Here is a 23761-nt window from a genome sequence, read left to right on the forward strand (position 1 = left end):
CAGATTGAGGGGAAGATAGAGGAGAGGAGTAATTTTGTAGAAGAGATGATATTGAATAAGTATAGGGAGCTTGAGGGGAAGTACAATGAGAAGCAGGAGCAGATTGAGGGGAAGATAGAGGAGAGGAGTAATTTTGTAGAAGAGATGATATTGAGTAAGTACAGGGAGCTTGAGGGGAAATATATTAATATGCATCGTGATATGGAGGGCAGATTAAATTCACTTATCTCTGATTTGGGTGAAGAACTTGCCCATTCAAATACAAGAATGACCGGAGAAATTAGGGAACAATTAAAAAATCTTGGAGAACTTAAATTAAGTTTAAGTAATATTGAAAAAGATGTTGTTAAACTTAAAGAAGATTCTTATCAAAACGTTTCATCACGACTAAAGCTCATTGAAGAAGATTTTTTTGAGGACTTAAAGAATAGAAGTGAGCATTTAAAAACTTCTTTGGAAAGCTTTGTTGAATTGTCGGATCAGAGGATTGGGAATTTAGAAAGAGATATAGTTAAGAGCTTGGAAGATAAATCGGTCCTTATGAGTAGTTATAAGGTCGAGTTGCAGCAGGAACTTACACGTAGTAAGGAAAATTTTTACTCAGAATTTAGTAGAGAATTTGATATTAGAAAGAGAGAAGCAGAAAATAGAATGGCTGATATAGAAATAAATACTGCTAGTCGTATGGATAAATTTATTGAGTTAATAGATAATCGTCAAAATAATGTTGATTCTTGGTTTTTAAGGGTTAAAGATGAGATGAAGAAATGGCAAGAGAGTACTTATAAAACACTTGAAGAGAAGACAAATATTGCAGAAAGAAGTGTAAAAAGGATTGAAAATGATATTTCTGTTATTGAAAATACCGTAAGGGCAATTAAGGATAGTGTTGAGCAAAGAGCAGAAGAAATTTTTAGTAATTTGCAAGAAGATATTAGGAAGTTTAACGATAGTTCTAGCCTTAACTTGAAGAATATTACTGATGAATTTAAGGATAGGGTTTTAAATATTGAGAAAACTATTGATTCTAGAGTTGAATCTTTAGATGAGAAGATCAATTTGTACATTGACGAGGTTAGGGCTCAGATAGAGGAGAGAGTTTTAAATCAACAAAAAGATGTTGATGCTAGGATAGGAGAGACTAACCAAAAATTGGAAGAGGAATTTAGTTTAATAGTTTCAAGACTTGAGAGTGAGAAGCGGGAAATTGTAGACAAATTTTTAGATAATAAAGACAAGTTTGAATCTCAAGTGAATGTTATGAGAGATGATGTTTTAGAGATTTCTGAAAAACTAAATACATACAGGACTGATATCGAGAGAACAATTCGGGAGAGTTATGATTCTTTTACTGTTTCTATAAGAGAGGAGTATATTTCGTTTGAAAACGAAATTAGGAGTGGTTTTAGTTATTCAGAAGAAGAAATTAGAGCTTTAAGAGATAGATTAAGTAGTCGGGTTAATCAGATTGAAGTTGAGCTTAAGGATACATATGGGGCTCTGTTTAAAGAGATGAATGAAAATGCTTCACAACTTAAGTTGAAGATTTTGAATTGTGACAGCGAGCTCGATCGTTTTGTCGATGAAGTTAGAAATGATTTGATTTTGTATAAGGCTGATTTAAGAGAAGAAATTGAAAGTCGGTACTCTTCCATAAGTGTTCAAGTTGAAAAATACAAGGAATTTGAAGCTGAGTTGGAAAGAAATAATGATGTACTGAGAGAAGCTTATTCTTTCAAGGATAAATTGGAAAATTTATGGGGTATTTTAACGGATGATATGAAGCTTGCTCAAAACTACAAGAAAGATTTTGAAAAAATTAACAAAGAAATTAAAAATATTCAAAGTCAATCATCAAATATTGTTGATGTGTTTAATGATTTAAAGGAGCAACAAACAGACCTTCAGGGCATTAAGAAGGATTTTGATCAATTTCTTGAGTTTTATGCTTCTTTTAAGGATAGATATAAGAGGTTTACAGAAACTTATGATGAGATGCAAATTTACAAAACTAAGCTTAAGGAAATTAGGGAAGAGCAGAATAATATCCTTGATAATTATGATAGGATCAGTAACAAAGAGAGCATACTAAAATCTACCGTAGAATCTGTTGATAAGAATTTTGACTTAATAATTGAAATAGAGAATAGAATGCAGACTTTAGTTAAAGAGAGTTCAGAATTTCAGGAAAGCATTGGTGAATTAAGGGTAATTATAGCGGAGTTAATGGTAAATAAGAATTTAGCACAAGAAGCGCTTGGTAGTACTCAAACTCTTGCAGAAATGCTAGCTGAGATTGAGAGCAAGTTAGAGCATACTAGGAACATAAGAGAGAGAGTTGCAAAATCTGAAACTAGACTAGAGAATTTAAATATAGCTGCGGAAGAGAGAATAAAAACTCTTGGAATTCTTGTAAAGACGGAGTCTAAGTATAAGGATAATGTGGGGCTTAATAATGAAACCGTTAGAGATTCTGTTATTAAACTTATGAGGCAAGGTTGGAGTGCTTCGGAAATTTCGAGAGCCACTAAATTATCCGTTGGAGAGGTGGAACTTATTTTGGAACTTGGAATTAGTAGTAAAAACGAAGATTAAAGGGATGGTTTTGTGGACAATAGACTGGAAATGATAGTAAAAACATTGCATCCTCTTGAGGTAGAAGTGATTCTTCGGTACAGAGAGGGTGATAAAATTTCTGCGTTCAGTCTTTCTGAGGATTTATCGTATAATGAGGGGCAATCAAATAAGGTAATTGAATGGCTTTCTTGTAAGGGTATTATTAGTGAAATTTTTAGAAAGGTTAATGTGTTTTATCATTTAACTGAAAAAGGACTTGATGCCTTAAAAAATGGTTTGGTTGAAGAGAAGATAATCAAGCTTGTATCCAGTAAGAGGGTTTTAGTTACCGACTTGGCGGGAGAGTTGGGTGTTGATGTTAAAGATATTGGCAAGGCGTTTGGAAATTTAATTAAAGAAGATGTGATATCTTTGGGCCTAAATAAAGAAATTATTGTTAAGGATTTAGAAAAGCCTGCTAGTTATAAAATAGTTAAAAGACTTCTTTTAAGAGCTCAAGAAGGCGATATATTAGAAGATGCTTTATCGGGAGATGAGTTACTTGCTATTTCTAGCGTGTCTAGGCGGAAAGGTGCTAGTGATATCTTATTTAAGGTCAAAGAAAGGGTGGACTTAGGATTCGAGTTTACTAGGTTTGGATTGGAAGTAAGATCTGAGTATGTAACTCGTGAGCTTCCAACAGATCAGACAGATCAGATTGTAAAATTAACACCAGAGATTTTGAAAAAGGGGTCCTATTTAGGTAAAAAATTTAGAGCATATGATATTCATGTTTTGTCAAACAAGACTTTCATTGGGCGTGCAAATCCTTATTCTGAGTATATTGCTAGGGTTAAGGATAAACTCGTGGGCCTTGGATTTGAAGAGTTTGATGGGCCACTGGTAGAGTCAGAATTTTTTAACAATGATGCTCTTTTTATGCCTCAATTTCATCCTGCTCGTGATGTAAGGGATGTTTATTATATTAAAGAACCAAATGCTTTAGACTCCCTACCGGAGTCCTTGTTCTTTAATGTTAAATCTGTTCATGAGAATGGGTTTAGAACAGGCTCGAGGGGGTGGAGATATAATTTTGACGAGAGTATTTCAAAGAAGTTAGTATTAAGAACTCAGGGTACAGTTTTATCAGCGAAGCAATTAATGAGTGCAAAAAACCCTGGCAAATATTTTGGAATTGTTAGGTGTTTTAGGTACGATCAAGTCGATGCTACTCATGGGGCTGATTTTTATCAAACAGAGGGGATAGTTATTGGAGATGATGTTAACATTAAGACCTTACTTGGGCTTCTTGAGATTTTTGCTAGGGAACTTGCTGGGGCTACTGAGGTTAGGTATGTACCTGCTTATTTTCCATTTACAGAGCCTTCGATTGAAGTACATGTGAAACATCCTGTTCTTGGGTGGTTTGAGTTGGGCGGTAGCGGGATGTTTAGACCAGAGGTTACAAAACCATTTGGAGTTGAGGTGCCCGTTGTTGCTTGGGGTATTGGTATTGACAGAATGGCTCTAATGCATTTGGGACTAAATGATTTGAGGGAACTCTTTACTCATGATATTGGGGATGTTGTTTTAAGACGAGGAAGATAAATGCCAAAGGTTGAAGTTGATAAGAGTATTTTATGGGCAAAAATAGGAAAGGATTTAACGGAGCATGAACTTGCGTCTGTGCTTGAGATAGCCAAGGCTGAAATTGATGAGTTTGATTCAGGAAATGATAAGATGAAAATTGAATTTAATGACACAAATAGGCCGGATTTGTGGTCGTCTGTAGGGCTTGCACGTCAAATTAAAGCATATCTTTTTGAGAGTTTGCCTTCTTTTAAATTTTTCTCTAAGGCTGGTGCTTTGAAAAAGCCTTATGGTGAGATTGAAGTTTCTACTGAAATGATGTCTGGTATTAGGCCTTTTGTTTTTGGCTTTTTAGCAAAGGGGTTAGTTGGGGATGATAAGATACTTGATACTTTAATTCAGCTGCAGGAAAAACTTTGTCAGAATTATGGACAAAAACGTAGAAGGGTTGCAATGGGAATGTATTCGGCAGAACTTATTGAATTTCCAATAAACTATGTTGGATGTAGCAGTGAACATAAATTTATACCATTGGGTATGAAAACTGAGATGTCTATTGAGGAGATCAATGAAAGGCACCCCAAAGGAATAGAATATTCTTCAATTCTTAAAGATTGTAATAGGTACCCCTTGCTGGTAGATAGTAAGGGTAAAGTTCTCTCTTATCCGCCAATAATTAATTCTTGTGATATTGGAGCTTTAAAGGTGGGTGATACTGATTTATTCATTGAGGTTACAGGGTCTAATCTTGAGGCTGCTCTATTATGCCTGTCGATTGTTTCTTGTGATTTGTATGATATGGGCTTCAGTATTTTACCAGTAAAGACAGTTTTCCCCAGTAATACTTTATTAGGGAAAGAAATAATTTGTCCTTATTATTTCCAAGATAAGGTTGAGGTTAGTGTTGATAATGTTAATAGAATGCTTGGAAGCAAATTAACCGCAAGTGATATGTGTCTTGATCTGAAAAAATTGGGGGTGTCTGCATTTACTTATTGTAATAAGGAGAGTGATCTTGGGAATTTAGATAAGATATATATCAATCCCCCCGTTTACAGAAATGACTTTCTTCATGAAGTGGATGCTATTGAAGAGATAATGATAGCAAGAGGGCTGTCTAGTTTTAAACCAGAGCTTCCTAGAAGCTTTACCGTAGGGAGGCTCACTCAGATAGAAGAATTGTCAAGAAGGGTTAAATCTTTAATGGTTGGAATGGGATTTCAGGAAATGATTTATAATTATCTAGGGTCTAGGAAAGATCTCGTTGAAAAGGCATTCATGGAAGAAGACTGTTTTCTCAGCATTGCTAATCCGATGACAGAGAATTATGAGTATATTAGAGCCTCTATAATACCTGATTTACTTAAGTCTGAAAGTATTAGTTCTAATTTTCCTTATCCGCATAAAATTTTTGAAATTGGTAAAGTGGTTTTAAGGGAATCAAATAGACCTGAGGGTACCGCTACTTATGATAATTTGGGGTTTTTGATGGCGGATAAAGCTCTTACATTTAATGAAATTAGCTCTTTGGTTGCATCTCTCTTTTATTACTTAAATATTGAATTTAAGCTTGGAGAATCGAAGGCAAGGCTCTATATAGTTGGCAGAGGAGCTGATATCTTTGTAGATGGCTTTTGTGTAGGCAATTTCGGTGAAGTATCGCCCTATGTGTTAAGTAACTTCGGGATTATTGTTCCGTGTTCTGTCTTAGAAATTAATCTTAACAATCTTTTAAAAGCGACTCGGATATCTTAATAATACATGTAAGGAAGTTCTGTTAAAGAGTTGTTAGTGGCATATTGAAAAGTACAAGGGGTAAGAGGTTTATGTTAAAGTTTGAATCGATTGAGATCAAGAATCGAGATTTTAAAAAGAATTCAAGGACAGAGGTGGATTCTGTTGAAGACGTAGTAATTGTTGGTTCAGGCCCGGCTGGGCTTACAGCTGGGATTTACTCTGTTATGGGAGGATATAAAACGGTTGTTTTGGAGGGCCCTGAACCTGGAGGACAGCTTACAACAACAACAGAGGTGTATAATTATCCAGGGTTTAAAAATGGTGTAGATGGAAGAGAATTGATGTTGAATATGAAAGAGCAGGTGGTTAATTTAGGGGCTACTACTTACCCTGAAACTGTAAGATCTATAGAAAAGAGAGATAATATTTTCTATCTCTTATCTGATAATTATATTTATAAAAGTAGGGCTGTTGTTATTGCAGTAGGATCGGCACCTAGAAAGCTTGACAATCTTAAGAATTCAGACTTATTTTGGAACAGGGGTGTTTCTGTTTGTGCAATTTGTGATGGACATCTTTTTAAAGGCAAAGATGTGGCGGTAATTGGGGGAGGCGATACGGCAATTACAGAGGCTATTTATTTGAGTAAATTAGCGGCAAGCGTGTATGTTATTGTGAGGAAAGACTATTTAAGGGCTGTTGCTATGCTAAGGGAAAATGTTGTAAAGCTATCTAATGTTGAAATTTTATATAATTGTGAAGCTATAGAGGTTGGCGGAAAAGATTCTGTATCTAGAGTGAAAGTTTTAAATAATAAAGATAATTCTACTTTTCAATTAAGTGTAGACGCGTTATTTATGGCCATTGGGTACAGGCCGAACACAGAGTTTTTGAAAGGATTTTTAGAACTCGATGAGGATGGGTATATCGTGACGCAAAATTGTGTTAAAACAAGTGTAGAGGGTGTATTTTCCTGTGGGGATGTTAGTAATAAGCTTTATGCTCAGGCTGTCACGGCAGCTGCTGAAGGATTTATGGCTTCGGTTGAACTTGGGAAATTTTTAGGTTAATTCTTTAACTTTGTTTTTGATAATGTGGTTATCATACGAGTTACAATGGTATTTTGAATCTTTTCTGATGTTTCTTTTATTTTGACAGGTTTAAATAGCCCGATTTTTATTTAGAATTTTGTGTTTTGTCTCTGTGCTGGACATGAACTTACTTAAGGAGAAACTTAGATCTCGTAAATTAATTCCTTATATATTTTATTTTGTTGGTTTTATTTTTACTTTTAGAGCCATGCCGACCCTTTTAATAGGTTTTTGTTTGCAAAGTCTTAGTCATTTTTGAGTTTAAGCTCTACTTTGTATGGTGTTGTTGTCTTTCCTATATGTTTTAAAGTAAGTTAAGTTGTCTTTTGATTTCAAATATTAAAATCCCTGCTGAAACAGAGACATTTAATGAGTCTATTTTACCATTGGTTGGAATTTTTACTAAAAAGTCAGAATTTTCTTTCGTAAGCTTATGTATTCCCTTCCCCTCATTTCCCATAATTAATGCAACTCTAGTATCATTTATTTTAATTTTGTTTATTTCTTTTCCCTTTGTGTCGCTTGCATATATCCAAAAACCGTTTTCTTTTAAAAATTTTATTGCATTGTTTACGTTTGGAACCGTTACTTTATTAACATATTGACTTGCACCAGAGCTGGTACGTAGGATGGTTGAGCTGTTTTGAGCACTGCGTCTCTGACTAGTAATCACAAGATCGATGCTAAACTGTTCTGCTGTTCTAAGGATTGCGCCAAAGTTTTGAGGATCCTCGATTCCATCCAGTATTAAGACAAATATATGACTTTTTTGCTCAAATTCTTTTAAAAATTCCTCCAAACTTTTATTGCTAGCGTTTATATTTTGAAATTTTAAGTCCTGCAATCTTAATGCAAACCCCCTGTGGTTGCTATTTCCAATTACCCTAGTAAGATCATCAACTTTGATTACTTTTATGTTGTATTTCCTGGCTAATTCTTCAATATCTCTGCTTTTCGGGCTTGCCTTTGAAACGTATAACTCACATCCCTTGTTGTTTTTTATGCTTTCAATAATTGAATTAGCATGTGTGATATACATATTAAATTTTATCTAAGTCTACTGCATCGCTATCTTTGATTTCTCGACTTAAAGTCGCCAGTAAATTAATGGCATTTTGACTTAGATTCCTAGGCATTTTTATTTTAGTAATCAAAATAAGATTTCCGAACTTTTCTGTCTGTAATATTGGCATACCTTCGTTCTTAATAATGATTTGTTCATCATTCTCTATCCCCCTCGGAACTTTAATTGTGATTTTTTTCTCGGATATTGTTTTTATTTTGATTTCCTTACCAAGAGCTGACTGAGTAAAGCTTATTGGTAGTGCCGCATATAGATCCCTTCCGTTTCTTTTAAAGATTTTATGGGATTTTATTGAAATTCTCACATAAAGATCACCATATTTTTTATTGTCAGGGTTTACGCTTCCTTTTTCTCTCATTTTGATTTGTTGTGAATCATCAATCCCCGGTGGAATATTGAGTTCAATTGTTTCCTGACTTGTAAAACTTCCCCTTCCTTTACATGGCTTGCACGGATTTGATATTACTTTTCCGTTTCCATGACATTTCGGGCATGTTGTTGTTACCCTAAAAACCCCTCCTCCTTGCATTACTCGCCCGCTGCCATTACACATGTTACATATAGAAGGATTTGTTCCTTTCTCAGATTTTTTCCCCAAGCAGGACTCACATAGTTTTTCCCTTGTGATATTGATATTATTTTTGTACCCGAAATAAGCATCTTCAAGCGATATTTCTATTTGATACGAAACGTCCTTGCCCTTCATGCTCTGGCTGTGTCTTCCTTGTCCACGTCCTCCAGTGAAGAATGAATCAAAAATATCTCCAAAATCTTCAAAAATATCTGAGAATCCACTAAATCCACCGGAAAACCCACTAAACCCAGACCCTCCACCTTCAAAAGCTGTGTGTCCAAACCTATCATATTGAGCACGCTTATTGTCATCCCCCAAAACTTCATAAGCTTCTGTAGCTTCTTTAAAGAGAGTTTCGGCCTCTTTATTGCCCTGACTCTTGTCAGGATGATATTTGATTGCTATTTTTCTATATGCTTTCTTGATTTCATCTTTTGAGGCCCCTTTTGAGAGCCCCAAAATTTCGTAATAATCTTTTTTCACGACCCCTTATCCTCGTCAACAACTTCGTAATCAGCCTCTTTGCCTTCACTACCTGTATTGTTTTGAGCATTGCCTTGACTTGATGCACTGGCCTGAGCGTCCTTATACATTACCTCAGCTATTTTATATGAAGCTTGCTGAAGCTCTTCTGTTTTTGATTTAATTAACGCTACATCAGATCCTTCTAATGCTTCTTTAAGCTCTTTAATTTTATCTTCAATAGCTTGCTTGTCTTGACTTGTAATTTTATCTCCATGTTCTTTAAGAGATTTTTCTGTTTGATAAATTAAGGAATTTCCAGTATTTTTTGCTTCTATGTCTTCTTTTAGCCTTTTATCCTCCTCAGCATGAGCTTCCGCATCCTTTACCATTTTCTCAATTTCTGCTTCAGATAAGCCCGATGAGGATTCAATTCTAATTTTTTGTTCTTTTCCAGTTCCCATATCTTTAGCAGAAACATGAACTATCCCATTAGCGTCAATGTCAAAACTAACTTCAATTTGTGGAACTCCCCTAGGCGCTGCTGGTATGCCGTCAAGAATGAAATTGCCAAGCACTCTGTTCTGAGCTGCCATCTCACGCTCTCCTTGTAGAACTTTAATATCTACGGAAGTTTGATTGTCAGCTGCTGTTGAGAAGACCTGGCTCTTCTTTGTAGGAATTGTGGTATTTCTCTCAATTAATTTTGTCATGACTCCACCCAGAGTTTCAATTCCTAAAGAAAGAGGAGTAACGTCAAGTAGAACCATATCTTTAGTTTCACCTGTTAAAATTCCACCTTGAATAGCAGCTCCTATTGCAACAGCTTCATCAGGGTTTACCCCCTTGTTTGGTTCTTGACCAAATATCTCCTTTACAATTTTTTGAATAGCCGGTATCCTTGTAGACCCTCCAACCAGTATCACTTCATTTATGTCAGAAGCCTTAAGTCCGGCATCTTTGATAGCCTTAAGACAGGGCTCTTTTGTTTTTTGAACTAAGTGATCTACCATCTGTTCAAATTTTGCCCTTGTTAAAGTGTATTGTAAGTGCTTAGGGCCGTTTGCATCTGCTGTTATGAATGGAAGATTTATTGATGCTTCTTGTGCACCAGAGAGTTCTATCTTTGCCTTCTCAGACGCTTCTTTAAGTCTTTGAAGTGCCATCTTATCATTTGAAAGATCGATAGCACTGTCCTTTTTAAACTCTGTAATTAAGTGTTTAATGATTTCATCATCAAAGTTATCCCCTCCAAGATGAGTATCACCATTTGTTGATTTAACTTCAAAAACACCATCTCCAAGTTCAAGTATTGAGATATCAAAAGTACCCCCACCAAGGTCATAAACGGCTACTATTTCTTCATGTTTTTTCTCAATCCCATAAGCAAGAGCTGCAGCTGTAGGTTCATTAACAATTCTCTTAACATCAAGCCCTGCAATTTTGCCGGCATCCTTTGTTGCCTGTCTTTGTGCATCATTAAAATAAGCAGGCACGGTAATTACGGCCTCAGTAACGGTTTCTCCTAAATAAGCTTCGGCTGTTTCTTTCATTTTTGTAAGAGTTGCAGCTGATATTTCCGGAGGTGACATCTGCTTCTTTATGTTAGAAATGTTTACACGAGCATCTCCATTTTGACCCTTTTCTACCTTATAAGGGACCATCTTGATTTCACTCGCAACCTCTTCAAACCTTCTTCCCATGAATCTTTTTATTGAATATATTGTATTTTCGGGATTTGTAACCATTTGGTTCTTTGCAACCTGTCCCACAAGTCTTTCGCCCTTGTTTGTGTAAGCTACAATTGATGGTGTTGTTCTTCCTCCTTCTGAGTTCTGTATCACGACAGGTTTTCCGTGTTCCATTATAGCAACACATGAATTTGTTGTTCCCAAGTCAATTCCTATGATTTTTCCCATATATAACCTCCTTTTATTTTTAACGTTAGTTTTTGCTTTGTGCAACTTTAACTTTCGCAGTTCTTAACACACGATTATTGTAGCAGTACCCCTTCTGGTACACTTCTACTATTTCTGGAACTTTAAGCTCTTCTCGTTCTTCTATGCTCAGTGCTTCATGTTGACTTGGATCAAAAATGTCACCAAGGTTTCCAAATTTCTTTAAGTTATATTTTTTGTCAAAACTAGAGAGTATTTCGCTTTCAATCATACTAATGCCTGAGAGTAAAGTATCAAAATCCTTTGATTTTTTTGACGAATCTATCGCTCTTTCTAGGTTGTCAAGAAAATTGACTATGTCTTTCATTATGTTTTCATTTGCAAATTTAACGAAATTATCCTTATCTTTTTCAAGTCTTTTTCTGAAATTTTCAAACTCTGCTTGCTTTCTTAAATACAAATCTTTCATATTTGAAATTTCATTTTCTAGTTCAGCGATTTTCTTCCCCATAACGAAGCCGTCTTTCTTTGGGAGTGTATCACGTTTCTGATCTTGAGTCTTCTCAGTTTCTTCATCTTTATTCTTTTCTTCCATGTTAGCCTCCTTCCGTAAAGCATTTTATCTTTAAAGAAAATGTTTTACAAATTTTTTTTTGAAAGAATTTGTTAGGAATTTGACTCATTTTGATTGTATTTGAGAGAATGAATTTTGACTATTCAATTGTGTTAGTATAATATTTACACAGATTTTGAAATTGGGGAATTTTTATGTGTATTTTTTTGTCAAAAAATATTTATTTCTTTATTGTTTAAAAGCGGTTTTTATGGGTTTTCTGAGTGTCTTTGGAGGATTTATATGAGTATTTATGATTTTAGAGTAAGACTTGCATCTGGGCCTGAGATTTCTATCTCAGATTATATGCGCAAGGTGCTACTAATTGTCAACGTGGCAAGTAATTGTAGTTATACAAATCAATATCAAGATCTTGAAATGCTTTACAGAATATATAGAAGGAGAGGCCTTTTCATATTAGGGTTTCCTTGTAATCAGTTCGGTTTGCAGGAACCTGGGGCAAATGAGGAGATTTTAAGGTTTTGTCAGACGATTTATAATGTTTCATTTCCTATTTTTTCTAAAATTGAGGTTAATGGTGAAAATGCTCACCCTTTGTATAAGTATTTAACAGAAAAGTCTCCTCAAAAGTTTAAAGGAGATATTCGTTGGAATTTTACTAAGTTTTTAGTAAACAGAGGAGGAGAGATAGTGGATAGATATGATTCTAGGATTACTCCAATGAGTATTAAGGGTAGGATTGAAAGATTATTAAATTTGAGATAGTGCTTGTTGTAATTTTTTCTGTTATTGCGTATGATCTAGCTTGTGAGGTTATGCATAGCGCAGATAAAGCACAGGGTTAATAGGCTTGAGGAGACGTTCAATGAATTTAAAAGAATGTGTGAATATGCCTTACGGATCGGTGTTGACGTTTTAGTTTTTCCTTTTATGTATGTTGGCCATGAATACGAAAGTTTGGTAAATAGGCCAGAATTTTTAGAATCAAATCGTGATTATCTTGATTTTGTAAAGTGTCAAGTTGACGCTGGGCTGTGTGTCGTGTTTGGCCATTGTGATTTTTGTGAAGGGAAGATAGTAAACTGTGTGTCTGTGGTAAGCGGTCATGATTTTATTTTAACAACTAGAGAAGTTAATGTTCCAGTTTTATTTAAATATAAGGGGCAGAGTATTGCCATCTTGAATTTTGAGGATGATTTTTTATCTAGAGAGTTTAGAGATGAGGATAGGGCTTGTTTGAAAGAATCTCAGTATCTCTTAATTCCGGCAAAATCTTGTTTTACTAGGGAGAAAAACAATCTAAGACTTTCTTTTTTTCAAAGATTAGCTATTGAAGATAATATAGAAGTTGCTTATGCTAATTCATATGGTTTACATGATTCCATTGTATTTGATGGCCTGAGCTTTTTTATTAATAAACACGGCAAGTTAGTTCAAGCTAAGGAGTTTGAAGAAGATATTTTATTAAATGAGGGATTTGGTTCCTTGGAGGTTGACTCTCATTTTGTAATGCTTGACAGAGTTATCTCAGCTTTAGTAAGTGCCTTAAGGGAATATGTTTGTCTTGCTGGATTTAATAGAGTTCACTTGGGTATTTCGGGAGGCATTGATTCTGCTATTGTTGCCTATCTTGCGTGTGTTGCTTTGAGTAGTGATAGAGTTACTGGTATTTCTATGCCTAGTAGATTTTCGTCTTATGGGTCTATTGCTGATGCAAAGGAGCTAGCCAGGGGGTTGGGATTTGAGCTGATTGACATGCCTATTGAGACCGTGTTTTCGGCCACTTTAGAATTTTTTAATGAATATTTTAATACTGGGGGGATTACTGAGGAGAATTTGCAGTCAAGGATTAGGGGTCTCTTTTTAATGTCTTATAGCAATTCAAATCATTCTTTGCTCCTAAATACAGGTAATAAGAGTGAAATTGCTGTTGGTTATTACACTCTCTATGGTGACTCTTGTGGGGCGATCGCTTTGATTGGGGATTTGTTTAAAGGTGATGTTTATGAGCTTGCAAGACATATTAATGTAAAAGAAGGTAGGAATGTTATCCCTACTAGTATCATTTTAAAAGAACCTTCTGCTGAGTTAAGGCTTGATCAAAAGGATAGCGATTCTCTTCCTAGGTATGAGATTCTTGATGAGATTTTAAATAGATATTTGATTAAAAATGAAACTTTGGATTTGTTGTATAAATCTTTTGGAAAAGAATTGGTAGCAAAAGTCTTAGATCTTTACTCTGGTAGTGAGTATAAAAGGAGACAGAATGCTATGTTAGTTAAAGTTTCTAATAAGACTTTTGGTAGCGATATTTCTCTTCCTATTTTAAGGGCTGAATTAGCTATAGATGAATAATGCTAATATTGTTGGTATATTAAACGAATTTAATTTAAAGTTAGAAAATATTTTTTTGCTGATCAATACTTATTCCTATGAGCTTTATAAAGAAACTCCTAGATATTTTTATGGGGATATTACAAATTATCTTGAGTTAACTCTAGAAGTATCTAATAAATTTAAAGAAGAGCTTGAAGCTTCTGAGGGATTAAGAATAGGTAAATTTCTTATTAAAAGCGTTAGATGTGATTTAGTTTCTTACTTGTATTTATCTTTAGAGTTAATAGATAATTCTATGAATTATGGGGAGGTTAAAGACGCTGGGTTTGCTTTTTTAAAGGCTATTTCTTTCAAGATTTCGTCAATAGTATCTTACGTGGAGATTGAACTTGAGAGGTTAATCCTCTCTTCTATTCATACAAAGCAAGTTGTAAATAAAGATAGGCATAAAATATTAATTTTTTCTGGGGATAAGCCTTACAAGAAGGAACTTACGAAGTATTTCATGTTGAAATACGATGTTATATCCATAGATGCTGTTGATGCTTTTAATCGGATACTTTGTAGTGATTTTTATGATCTAATTATTCTTGATTTTTTATCAGACCGAGATATGTCGATAATTTTGAATTTACTTAGAGGAATTAAAAAAAATAGCCTTTATGAGAAAATTCCAGTTATTATTGTTTCTAATATAACTAGAAAAGATATCGTTACAATTTTTGTTGAAGAGAGAGTGGATGATTATTTTTTAAAAAGTTTAGATTTGTTAGTTCTGGAGGCTAGGGTAAGCGGATTTATTGAAAAGGAAAAGAGCATAGAGCAGGGACAGAAATATCTAGATCTCATACTTAAGAGTAGAGAATGTCTTGAGAGTGAATTACTTGAGGCTAGGAACTATGTTGAAAGCTTATTACCTAATAAATTGCAAAATGAGTTTTTTAGTACCAATTGGATTTTTATACCCTCAGAGAGAATTGGAGGTGATTTTTTTAATTATTATTTTGTTAGTGATGATGAATTAGTAATCTATTTAATAGACATTTCAGGTCATGGGGTAGGTTCTACACTTTTATCTTTAAGTGTTGCAAGTGTTATTAATTCTTATGTTATGAATAATGATGCTATTAATCCTTCCAAGGTTTTAGGATATGTTAATAGTTATTTTGTCAAATTTAAAAGTGATATGTTTATTACATTATGGTATGGGGTTTTGAATGTCAAGACAAGACATCTGAGATTTGCAGCAGCAGGGGCCCCTCCCGCTATTGTTATAACCTATGGGGATAATTTTTGTCTCCATGCAAAGGGGATGATTCTTGGAATTGAGGAGGTATATTCTTGTCAAGAGAGTGAAGTTTTATTAAATAAAAATTCGCATCTCTTACTTTTCAGTGATGGTGTTTACGAGATTGAGAATAAGAAAAATTTAATAATGTCTATTGATGATTTTTATGGAGTAATTAAAGAAAATACGAATCATTTAGATGACTTTATTTTAATGAGCATTTATAGGAGTATGTTAGACCTATCCAAATACAACAAATTTAGAGATGATTTTTCCGTTCTAGAGTTTATTATTAACTAACAGAGGCCCTTGAATGAAGAAAGGTTGTTAACCAAGTGCTTAAACCATAAGTACAATTCTATTTTTTTTTAATCTCTCGGGTTTTTCCTTGATTTCTGGATTGTTTGTCTTTATTTGTGTTCGATCCGGTAAGGGATTTTAGTAGTTTATTCAGCGTCCAAGTAGAAAACTTTATATAAAGTATTTTGAAAGGATTTTTTGTATTCCTAAGTAACACCCGCAGGGATTCCAGATTCATTACAGTTACTATCTCTCTTAAAATTTTTGGAAGATTATTAAAAACTTTAGAACCGACCTTATGTCCTTCCATGATGAAGTTCTGGAGCGTTGTTTGGTCTTTTTTTTGTAATCTCCTCATGTACAATTTTAATATTCTCTCTTGTGTTCTCATTATTTCTGAATTTATTTGTTCCTGTTTTTTTGATATTTTTTTGTTCGGTTCAATCATAGGCTTTCTAGGAAGAGATTTGTATGGATTTGTACCCGGGATATGATTTTTTGTAATTTTCATCTACACGCGCTCCCATTTAAATAAACTAGGTTCCAACTAATTTTATTAAGTTTTTTGCTTTTATACAACTGACATTGATATTTTGATTCTTTACTAATAGAATCTAGTGGTATGAAGAAATATTTGAGGGTAAGTTTTTTAAATTTATTAATTGGTGTGGTTGTTTTATTTTTGATCATATTTGTTCAATTTAGGGATTTGAGCTTGAATGTTTTTTTATTAAAAGATTTAAAATTTTTGATTAATAATAAGGTTGAGGATAGTAAATATGCCCTAGATAGTCTTACTCTCATCATAAGGGGGATGAGGATAAATCTATCTAAAGAGAATCCTCTTATTATTCCTGACAGTGGTCTCTATCTTAATCCCGTTTCATATAAACTACAGAATAATGAGATCTATGTCTATTTTGAGAATAATATTTTCCTATTATTTTCGTTTGACTCAGAGGATGGTTTCAGTATTAGTTCAAATCTTTCTAGAAAATTAATACTAACTTATGCAATTGAAAGTGGTTATAAAATTTTTTTTGATGAAAATGTTTTAATTAGGGGAAAGGATTACTATTTTAAAATCCTTCTTGGGGAAAATACACAAATTAATGAGAGAGAAATTCTGATTAGCCCTCAAGAAATTTTTAAGATTGAAAATTTGATTAAAGAAATTGAAAAGCCCAAAGAGCTTATACTTAAGGAAGAATCTGAAAGTGTTTCTTTAGATATAAATTCTCCTGATGTTTACGGAGCAATTAAGGAGGTAGAGAAAGGAATTTTTGACTCGGCAATAGTTAGGTTTCAAGATAAAGCGTATAATGCATGGAGTAGTGAGTCTGTTTTTAATGTTAATCAGGGTGGATGGCTTAAGGGCAATGTATATTCTTTTGATGAGGGTATATTTGTTTATCTTTTAGCAGAATCTTTAACAAGACCAGATCGTGAAGATATTTTTTTAAAGCTTGAGTCTTTAATGAATCTTAATGAACATAATCTGACATATTTAAGTTCAAGTTATTATGTTAATGAAGAAAAGCTAGATAAGTTTTTCAGCTATTTATCTGTCAATAGGACTTTTATTAATTCTCTTGAGTCGGATAAGCTTTTAGGGTATTTAAAAGAAGATTCTTCTCTTTTGGAGAAGATTTTTTTATCTGAGAATACTTTTCTTTTTAATGAAGCATTAAATATTTTAAAGAAGCCAGAAGTAATACTGAGCTTCGATTTTAATGTAGTACAAGCATACAATATACTGTCTAATTACATTGTGTTTTTGAAATTGAATAATGACAGTTTTGTTGTTGGGAAATTAAAAGACGAATTAGCTAATTTTATAGCTAATTTATTTCTTGTGTCTGGCAATGGTAGGGTTTATATTCCTAGCGATAAGAATAAGTTATCTTGGGATTTTGAGTACACATTAAAAATAGCCGGATTACTTAAAAGATTGGCACATGCAATAGGAGATGATTTAGTATTGGGACTTTCCTTTAACGCCATCTATCATGCCTTGATGAGTAAGGAGGCTGATCAGATTCCTTATGAAGCTTATTATGCAGATATTGTAGACAACGATTATCTTCCGAAGTTTACCTTGATCCCAAGTATGGGAATTGGGAATTGGATATATGGTGCTTCAAAAATTTCAAATTACAATATATCTGACGTTAGTTATTCTCTTGATTTCAATCGTAGCTTAAATTCTCCTGGATATTTTTTCTTTAAGGGTATTTCAAATCCCACTTTGGTTAGGTTTAGAGGTATTAATTGGTATACTGATTCTCAATTTTACATATACTCTGATGGATGGAGATATTATCCTAGTAATAAGATGTTGGTTTTAAAAGTAACTCCAAAAAAGAACGAAGATACGAATATTTTGTTAAGATTTGATGATATTAAAATGGTTAGAAATATTGATGAATAATTTTGTTGATAAGGTTCAGTTAATAATCGATGTTGGTAATACAAGTATTTCTTTTGCTTCGTATAGTCGGAGTGAAATGCAGATATTTTGTAGGCTTGAGACGAGGCATGATTTAAGTTTTAATGAGATTTATGAATTTCTCAACTTGAGATTTGGTAAGAAGATCGATCAGGTATTTGTAAGTAGTGTTGTGCCGATTATTGATAAAGTGCTCATAAGCGTTGTTAGTTCTCTTTATAAAGTGACACCTTTGTTTATCAAATTTGATTTGAATTACGATTTAAGCTTTAATCCGTATGTGGGTAATCGGTTTTTGTTAGGATCGGATGTTTTTGCAAATCTTATTGGAGCTATTGAGCTTTATAATCTTGATAATGCTTTAGTTGTGGATCTTGGAACGGCTTGCACTGTCTTTGCTATTAGTAGGGAAGATGGGATACTAGGGGGTCTTATTAACGGAGGGCCTTTCACAAACTTTAATGCATTAATTGAGAATGCATATCTTTTAAAAGACCATGCACTTACAACGCCAAAAGAATTGTTAGGGATTTCAACAATTTCTAGTGTCAATAGTGGAGTCATTTATCAGTATAAGTATTTAATAGAGGGAGTTTATTATGATCTTGTTAAGAAATATGAGAGGGAATTTAATTTGATAATTACAGGAGGTAATTCTCATTTAGTTTTACCTTTATTAAGCATAAATTTTGTATTCAATCTGTATTTAACCCTTGAAGGAATTAGGATTTTGGGAAATTCCTTTAAGGGCTAAAGGTTTTTATTGTTGCCCTTTTTAGGGTTATAAATATGTGCTATCATCGTACTAACAGTAGTGCGTAGGAGGGATACGTCAATGAGATTACTATTTGTTATTCTGTCCACGTTGGTCTTTGCTTTTTTTGCTTCTTGTCCTTTGTGTGTTTTGGGGATTTATTTTTGTATTTTTGATTTTGTAAGCTACGGTTTAGTTAATCTTGTTTTCAGGTTTGTAAGAAAAACAATTAATCCCAGGTTTTAGTATTGTGTCTGTAGTGTTTCCTTGCTAAAGTTCGCAAATAATTTTTAATTACTACGTCCAATAACACCAAACTTCCGCTTTATACAGGGAGCGCTTCATCATGGTGTTAAGTTGCCAAAAGGTTGTCCGTTTTTTTACTCCTTCTTTAAGGTTTTGATTAAGGCGTGTGCCTTGTTCGGAAATGAACTTTCCCTGTCATGCTAATTATGAGCTGTATTTTACTTTTCACGGCATAGACATCAGCGCTTTAGAATATTTGTAAATAAGTCTTCTTTTTTAAATTCTCTGTTGATACCAAACCGGGTTAACGAAAAATCATATTTAACCGGGTCATCTTTATTGCTTTTTGAGAAATATTTCGTAATTTCTATTGCTTTCTTAAGACTTACATTTTTACTATATCTGAGATTAAATAGTTTAAGAGATATATCTGTCATATGAGTATCCATTGGAACTATCAAGTTTGATGGGGCAAACCTGTTCCAAATTCCTAAATCGACATCATCTTTTCTTATCATCCATCTTAAAAATAAAAATAATCTTTTACAAGCACTCCCGTTTGAGGGTTTTGGAAGTAGTATGCCAAAGGGTGCTCCATTAATTTTTTCCATACAAGTTATTAATTCGTCTAGGCTTGATATAAAATTTCCATTTTCTTTGTAAATATTGTAGAGAAGATTCTCAATTGTTGAATATCTGTTCTGTATTTCCTTAATGGCCATTATCAGTCTTACTATGTCTTCTGTTTTAAAAAATCTGTAAATAAAACCTTTATATATCGCATTTAGTTCATCTTTCGTGAGATTTCTGAGCTTTTTCGAAGGTTTTGTTCCCAGTGGTTTTAAAACTTTGTTGATTGCTTCTAATATCTTTTCAACTCTTCCAAGTGCTAGTGATGAACCAATAAGACCTACAAGTTCAATGTCGTCTTTTTCTGTGTAGCTATATAAAAACTCCAGAGGGTCGGGATGAACGAACTCCCTTTTATTGTATTGTTTGTATATGGACTCTAGGATATCAAATATAGTATCCCTAACTTTTTTTTTCACTGTTAAATTCTAATAATCCAATCAATATTTTTTTTAATTTTTTGTCATAAAGTTTGTCTTGTGCCCACTTCCCCGTAAGGTCATATATAGTAGGAGCAGAACCTCTTTTTACAAGATAAAACCTAGGATCGACCATATTGGAATTTATATTTTGGCTTGAAGCATAAGCTTTCAAGTGTTGAATATGTGCTCTGATGCCTTCTTTGATGTTGGAAAAGGAATTACCCTTTGTAAAATTGTCAGTGGCTCCTATACCTGAGAAATTATACTGTTCTTTAGAGACAATGCCATTAAATTTCAAAATTCCTGTCTCAAGCAACATTTGTGCATAAGCAATGTCGCAATTTATCCCCTCAATTAGGGCCTCCTCTATGTAGGTCTGCGCAATTAACTGAACATATTCTGACTCAAGGTAGGGATTCATTTTCAACGTGTATTCTACGAGATTCTCTACTTGACTTGTTCCTTTGCTTAGAAGAAAAGGAATGTACCTTTTCCCCTCTATTTCAGTGTTTATTTCAATTATGTCGTCTATGTCGTCTTCGCAATAACCCGTTACGGTTAGTAATATTAATATTTTTGATATTACTAAGAGCATAGATTTTCCCGACATCCTTAAAATCCTCTTCCTTCGATAAATTTGTTAATTTCTTTCATAACAAAATCGAATCTTGGTAGCATTGATTTCTTGTCTTTAAATAAATTGAAACTTTTTAAATAATTTCTACTAAATATAAAATCAGAAATTTCTCCAACATTAGCCATGTCTATGACTTTCACAGATGACGAGCTTACTTGGGTTTCTTTTAATTCATTTTCGTCCTGTTTTATTAATAATTGCAAAGTTTTTATTTTATTTAAAGCTTGAGGCCTCCCCCCTATGTTTATGTATTTAGTTATTTGCCTATTTTGACTAATAATTGAGTTTGCGATATCCGCTTGATTTCCAACAGTAATTAGTATTAATCCATTTAAGTTCATCTTCAGATCCAAAAATTCTAGTTTTTGAGTTGACTTAATGAGTTCAAAAATATTTTGAATCTCGGTAATCTCAGATGCTTTATCTGCTCTTTCATCTAAAATCTTTATAGGCCCTATTAAATACTTAATGGTTTTGTTTGCAATATCGGTTAATAAGCTATTATCATCATTTTTAATAAGGCCATCAGTATGAGGGTATTGATGTTTGGGTGAGTACAAATAAACAATATTCCCTCTCTTAACCAGTCTATTTACTAATGATTTAAACATTGAATCATGCGAGTGAGAGGGCAATATGATGAGCACACTGTTGTACAGCCTTTGGTTGTTGCTAATGAAAGCATTTTTATACACATTGGTGTATTTCGGTATGTAATTCATTTCGTTTATGAAAAACGGATTAAACTCGTAGTAAAGAAAAGGATTTTGGCTTTTAAGCTCCATAGTTAGACTAGTTGGATACCAAACAGATAGACTTAAATTATTTATATGATCTTTAATTCTGGTAAAACCTATTTTATAGCTAGATTGCTCATCTTTCGGGTAATCTGTAAACAAACCAAGGTATGAAAATGCCGTTGCAACGAGTAATATCATTATTGAGGGTATTACAAATAGTCCTTTAAATAATACGGAACAGGTTATTTTCTTAAATTTGTTATTTTGTCTATCTGTTCTTTTTTTTCTAAAAAGGATTGTGTTTATGTTTTTAACGATGACCGTTACTAAAAAGAACAAAAATAGTGCTCCAATGTAGAACACGAGCGGCCTGATCTCTATTAAATAAAGATCTAGTATAAAGAATATCCCTGGAACAGTTATCAAACAATCCTCAAGCGAGAACTCCCTTTTAAAATTGAAGAAGTTTATGATCAAAAAAACACCAAAACTCAGTAAAAATATAATCTCACAGAATTGCGCATTCATATAAAGTACTTTTCCTTAAGTAATTATAAGCATAAAAATGTTATTTACAAAATCATTTCTAAATAGCAACCTTGCAAATAAGAATTTATAGGCTATGTAATTGTTGCTTGGTAAGCCAGAGATACTCATCAATAGATGAGTTGTTTTTATGATTTAATCGTAGAATAAGTATTTTGAGTAAGAGATTTAAATATTTAAACTAGAGATACTCTTGCAACTTAGTTTTGTGATTTGTTTTTAATTTACCTTAAAAAGGAGAGGTTTATTATGCTATAATGTAACGAAATGTCTTAATAGTAGAAGGGAAGGCGATGTGTTGGGGATTTTTTTAGGAACAGGTGCATCGAGTGGCGTTCCTATGTTGAGTTGCGATTGCAGGGTCTGTGTATCAAGTTCTGATAAAAATAAAAGACTTAGAAGTTCATTTTTCCTTTGTGTATCTGGGGTTAACTTGCTAATTGACACAGGTCCTGATATTAGAGCACAGCTTTTAAGAGAAAATATCTCTAGACTTGATTTAGTATTGTATACCCATGAACATTATGATCATGTTATGGGGCTTGATGATATTAAATTTTTCACAAGACAGTTTCCTTTAAATGTGTATGCTCGAGAGAGTACAATGCAACATATTAGAAATGCTTTCCCCCACAATTTTACGTCAAGGGCGTCCGTAAGTGGAAAGGCTAATATCATTCCCAATTTAGCAGTAGAATTAGAACCGATTGTTTTTAAGGGAGTAGAAATAATGCCAATTCCTTTATTGCATGGGGATATAACCAGTTTGGGGTATAGAATAAACGATTTAGCGTATCTTACCGATGTTAAATCTATCCCTGATGTTTCTTACAAATATTTAGATGGTCTGGGTGTATTGATAATAGACGCTTTAAGAATCAAACCCCATCCTAGTCATTTCAATTTTGATGAAGCTGTTAGTGCGGTTGAAAAGATAAAACCCAAAGTTGCTTATTTTACTCACATAGCACATGATATAATGCACGAAGACTTTGATTATTTGAATAAGGATAATATTTATTTGGCTTATGATGGACTTCGGATACATATTTAACCTAAAGGGTGGTAGGTTTTGTGAATTTGATTTCTTGGAATGTGAATGGAATAAGAGCCCTTTTTAAGAAAGGGTTCCTTGATTTTGTTAAAAAATATAATCCAGACATTTTGTGTCTTCAGGAAACTAAAGCATGTAGGGAGCACTTGCCAAAAGAGCTTGTCAGTATTGAGGGGTATTTTTCATATTTTTCAAAATCCATAATAAAGGGGTATAGTGGGGTTGGTATTTATTCGAAGATCGAGCCTATTAGGGTGGAGAATATGGGTAGAGAAATGTTTGATAGGGAGGGTAGGGGTCTTATTGCCCATTATCGTGATTTCATTCTTATTAATGCTTATTTCCCCAATTCTCAATCGTTAAGGAAAAGGTTGCAGTTTAAGCTTGATTTTTTAACTGATCTTAGGTCGCTTGCGCATTCGTTCACAAATTCTGGAAAGAACCTCATCATATGTGGTGATTTTAATATTGCTCATACTGAGATTGATTTAACAAACCCTGGGGTTAACAGAAACTCTGCTGGGTATTATGTTGAGGAAACTACTTGGATGGATGATTTTTTAAATGAGGGGTATGTTGACACCTTTAGAATGTTTAATAAGAATCCAGATAACTACACTTGGTGGGATTATAGAACGAAGGCAAGGGAGCGTAATGTTGGATGGAGAATTGATTACTTTATTGTGAATGAAGTTTTTAAATCTAGGATAAAGGACGCTCTAATTTTAAACGAGGTAATGGGGAGTGATCATTGTCCTATTTTTTTACATTTGGATTAGTTATAAATGTTAT

Annotated in this window: 20 protein-coding genes; 12 read left to right on the forward strand and 8 right to left on the reverse strand. The window is 33.6% G+C overall.

Features of this window, described 5'->3' with window-relative positions; translation table 11 throughout:
- The 4 genes from QYZ68_RS02630 to trxB all read left to right on the forward strand — a co-directional run.
- The coding region (locus QYZ68_RS02630; protein ID WP_476390622.1) for a SpiroCoCo family coiled-coil protein at window positions 1-2595 on the forward strand (2595 nt) is incomplete at its 5' end.
- A gap of 30 nt (window positions 2596-2625) precedes the next feature.
- Window positions 2626-4164 carry a phenylalanine--tRNA ligase subunit alpha gene (gene pheS, locus QYZ68_RS02635; RefSeq protein WP_301384427.1) on the forward strand — a complete coding sequence of 513 codons (1539 nt, stop codon included), beginning with the start codon at window positions 2626-2628 and terminating at the stop codon, window positions 4162-4164.
- Window positions 4165-5901 carry a phenylalanine--tRNA ligase subunit beta gene (pheT, locus tag QYZ68_RS02640; RefSeq protein WP_301384021.1) on the forward strand — a complete coding sequence of 579 codons (1737 nt, stop codon included), beginning with the start codon at window positions 4165-4167 and terminating at the stop codon, window positions 5899-5901. It begins immediately after the preceding gene.
- Between the two features lie 71 nt (window positions 5902-5972).
- Window positions 5973-6953 carry a thioredoxin-disulfide reductase gene (gene trxB, locus QYZ68_RS02645; RefSeq protein WP_301384022.1) on the forward strand — a complete coding sequence of 327 codons (981 nt, stop codon included), beginning with the start codon at window positions 5973-5975 and terminating at the stop codon, window positions 6951-6953.
- Window positions 6954-7278: 325 nt separating this feature from the next.
- Here the strand turns inward: trxB and rlmB are convergent, their stop codons facing one another.
- The 4 genes from rlmB to QYZ68_RS02665 are packed head-to-tail and all read right to left on the reverse strand — an operon-like array spanning window position 7279 to window position 11587.
- Window positions 7279-8013: a 23S rRNA (guanosine(2251)-2'-O)-methyltransferase RlmB gene (rlmB, locus tag QYZ68_RS02650; RefSeq protein WP_301384023.1), complete on the reverse strand. Its 735-nt coding sequence runs from the start codon at window positions 8011-8013 to the stop codon at window positions 7279-7281.
- Window position 8014: 1 nt separating this feature from the next.
- Entirely contained in the window at window positions 8015-9115 is a 1101-nt protein-coding gene (dnaJ, locus tag QYZ68_RS02655) for a molecular chaperone DnaJ (protein ID WP_301384024.1), read from the reverse strand.
- The gene (dnaK, locus tag QYZ68_RS02660) at window positions 9112-11013 is read right to left on the reverse strand and encodes a molecular chaperone DnaK (protein WP_301384025.1); all 1902 of its coding nucleotides are present in this window, start codon (window positions 11011-11013) and stop codon (window positions 9112-9114) included. The genes dnaJ and dnaK overlap by 4 nt, the downstream gene beginning before the upstream one ends.
- 25 nt (window positions 11014-11038) lie before the next feature.
- The gene (locus QYZ68_RS02665; protein WP_301384026.1) at window positions 11039-11587 is read right to left on the reverse strand and encodes a nucleotide exchange factor GrpE; all 549 of its coding nucleotides are present in this window, start codon (window positions 11585-11587) and stop codon (window positions 11039-11041) included.
- A gap of 261 nt (window positions 11588-11848) precedes the next feature.
- Here QYZ68_RS02665 and QYZ68_RS02670 point away from each other — a divergent pair, with 261 nt between their 5' ends.
- From QYZ68_RS02670 to QYZ68_RS02680, 3 genes are read left to right on the forward strand one after another with little or no spacing between them, the layout of a single operon-like run.
- The gene (locus QYZ68_RS02670; RefSeq protein WP_301384027.1) at window positions 11849-12331 is read left to right on the forward strand and encodes a glutathione peroxidase; all 483 of its coding nucleotides are present in this window, start codon (window positions 11849-11851) and stop codon (window positions 12329-12331) included.
- A gap of 42 nt (window positions 12332-12373) precedes the next feature.
- Complete coding sequence (gene nadE / locus QYZ68_RS02675; protein ID WP_301384028.1) at window positions 12374-13921, forward strand: NAD(+) synthase; 1548 nt, start codon at window positions 12374-12376, stop codon at window positions 13919-13921.
- Window positions 13914-15491: a PP2C family protein-serine/threonine phosphatase gene (locus QYZ68_RS02680; RefSeq protein WP_301384029.1), complete on the forward strand. Its 1578-nt coding sequence runs from the start codon at window positions 13914-13916 to the stop codon at window positions 15489-15491. Before nadE ends, QYZ68_RS02680 begins: the two co-directional genes overlap by 8 nt.
- Window positions 15492-15549: 58 nt before the next feature.
- Here QYZ68_RS02680 and QYZ68_RS02685 read toward each other — a convergent pair whose 3' ends face one another.
- Complete coding sequence (locus QYZ68_RS02685; RefSeq protein ID WP_301384030.1) at window positions 15550-16002, reverse strand: hypothetical protein; 453 nt, start codon at window positions 16000-16002, stop codon at window positions 15550-15552.
- 111 nt (window positions 16003-16113) lie between these two features.
- Here QYZ68_RS02685 and QYZ68_RS02690 point away from each other — a divergent pair, with 111 nt between their 5' ends.
- The 3 genes from QYZ68_RS02690 to QYZ68_RS02700 all read left to right on the forward strand — a co-directional run bounded on the left by QYZ68_RS02690 (window position 16114) and on the right by QYZ68_RS02700 (window position 18940).
- Window positions 16114-17922, forward strand: coding sequence for a hypothetical protein (locus QYZ68_RS02690; protein ID WP_301384031.1), 1809 nt, complete (start codon window positions 16114-16116; stop codon window positions 17920-17922).
- Entirely contained in the window at window positions 17915-18694 is a 780-nt protein-coding gene (locus QYZ68_RS02695; protein ID WP_301384032.1) for a type III pantothenate kinase, read from the forward strand. Before QYZ68_RS02690 ends, QYZ68_RS02695 begins: the two co-directional genes overlap by 8 nt.
- Before the next feature lie 81 nt (window positions 18695-18775).
- A complete protein-coding gene (locus QYZ68_RS02700) occupies window positions 18776-18940 on the forward strand; it encodes a hypothetical protein (RefSeq protein WP_301384033.1) in 165 nt (54 codons plus the stop codon).
- A 239-nt stretch (window positions 18941-19179) separates the two neighbouring features.
- Here QYZ68_RS02700 and QYZ68_RS02705 read toward each other — a convergent pair whose 3' ends face one another.
- The 3 genes from QYZ68_RS02705 to QYZ68_RS02715 are packed head-to-tail and all read right to left on the reverse strand — an operon-like array spanning window position 19180 to window position 21897.
- Window positions 19180-19989 carry a TIGR02757 family protein gene (locus QYZ68_RS02705; RefSeq protein WP_301384034.1) on the reverse strand — a complete coding sequence of 270 codons (810 nt, stop codon included), beginning with the start codon at window positions 19987-19989 and terminating at the stop codon, window positions 19180-19182.
- Window positions 19973-20602 (reverse strand): glucosaminidase domain-containing protein, encoded by a 630-nt coding sequence (locus QYZ68_RS02710; RefSeq protein ID WP_301384035.1) that lies wholly within the window; start codon window positions 20600-20602, stop codon window positions 19973-19975. The genes QYZ68_RS02705 and QYZ68_RS02710 overlap by 17 nt, the downstream gene beginning before the upstream one ends.
- Window positions 20603-20604: 2 nt before the next feature.
- Entirely contained in the window at window positions 20605-21897 is a 1293-nt protein-coding gene (locus tag QYZ68_RS02715; RefSeq protein ID WP_301384036.1) for a hypothetical protein, read from the reverse strand.
- Window positions 21898-22210: 313 nt separating this feature from the next.
- Here QYZ68_RS02715 and QYZ68_RS02720 point away from each other — a divergent pair, with 313 nt between their 5' ends.
- The gene (locus tag QYZ68_RS02720; protein WP_301384037.1) at window positions 22211-22969 is read left to right on the forward strand and encodes an MBL fold metallo-hydrolase; all 759 of its coding nucleotides are present in this window, start codon (window positions 22211-22213) and stop codon (window positions 22967-22969) included.
- Window positions 22970-22989: 20 nt separating this feature from the next.
- Entirely contained in the window at window positions 22990-23748 is a 759-nt protein-coding gene (gene xth / locus QYZ68_RS02725; RefSeq protein ID WP_301384038.1) for an exodeoxyribonuclease III, read from the forward strand.
- Window positions 23749-23761 lie beyond the last annotated feature (13 nt).

The sequence above is a fragment of the Borrelia sp. P9F1 genome (assembly GCF_030436115.1).
In the GTDB taxonomy this organism is placed as follows: Bacteria; Spirochaetota; Spirochaetia; order Borreliales; family Borreliaceae; genus Borrelia.

What these genes read in the sequence shown, in the direction of transcription:
- pheS (WP_301384427.1), top strand. Translation starts at nt 2,626, where the DNA reads ATGATAGTAAAAACATTGCATCCTCTTGAGGTAGAAGTGATTCTTCGG.
- pheT (WP_301384021.1), top strand. Translation starts at nt 4,165, where the DNA reads ATGCCAAAGGTTGAAGTTGATAAGAGTATTTTATGGGCAAAAATAGGA.
- trxB (WP_301384022.1), top strand. Translation starts at nt 5,973, where the DNA reads ATGTTAAAGTTTGAATCGATTGAGATCAAGAATCGAGATTTTAAAAAG.
- rlmB (WP_301384023.1), bottom strand. Translation starts at nt 8,013, where the DNA reads ATGTATATCACACATGCTAATTCAATTATTGAAAGCATAAAAAACAAC.
- dnaK (WP_301384025.1), bottom strand. Translation starts at nt 11,013, where the DNA reads ATGGGAAAAATCATAGGAATTGACTTGGGAACAACAAATTCATGTGTT.
- QYZ68_RS02665 (WP_301384026.1), bottom strand. Translation starts at nt 11,587, where the DNA reads ATGGAAGAAAAGAATAAAGATGAAGAAACTGAGAAGACTCAAGATCAG.
- QYZ68_RS02670 (WP_301384027.1), top strand. Translation starts at nt 11,849, where the DNA reads ATGAGTATTTATGATTTTAGAGTAAGACTTGCATCTGGGCCTGAGATT.
- QYZ68_RS02680 (WP_301384029.1), top strand. Translation starts at nt 13,914, where the DNA reads ATGAATAATGCTAATATTGTTGGTATATTAAACGAATTTAATTTAAAG.
- QYZ68_RS02685 (WP_301384030.1), bottom strand. Translation starts at nt 16,002, where the DNA reads ATGAAAATTACAAAAAATCATATCCCGGGTACAAATCCATACAAATCT.
- QYZ68_RS02690 (WP_301384031.1), top strand. Translation starts at nt 16,114, where the DNA reads ATGAAGAAATATTTGAGGGTAAGTTTTTTAAATTTATTAATTGGTGTG.
- QYZ68_RS02695 (WP_301384032.1), top strand. Translation starts at nt 17,915, where the DNA reads ATGAATAATTTTGTTGATAAGGTTCAGTTAATAATCGATGTTGGTAAT.
- QYZ68_RS02700 (WP_301384033.1), top strand. Translation starts at nt 18,776, where the DNA reads ATGAGATTACTATTTGTTATTCTGTCCACGTTGGTCTTTGCTTTTTTT.
- QYZ68_RS02710 (WP_301384035.1), bottom strand. Translation starts at nt 20,602, where the DNA reads ATGTCGGGAAAATCTATGCTCTTAGTAATATCAAAAATATTAATATTA.
- QYZ68_RS02715 (WP_301384036.1), bottom strand. Translation starts at nt 21,897, where the DNA reads ATGAATGCGCAATTCTGTGAGATTATATTTTTACTGAGTTTTGGTGTT.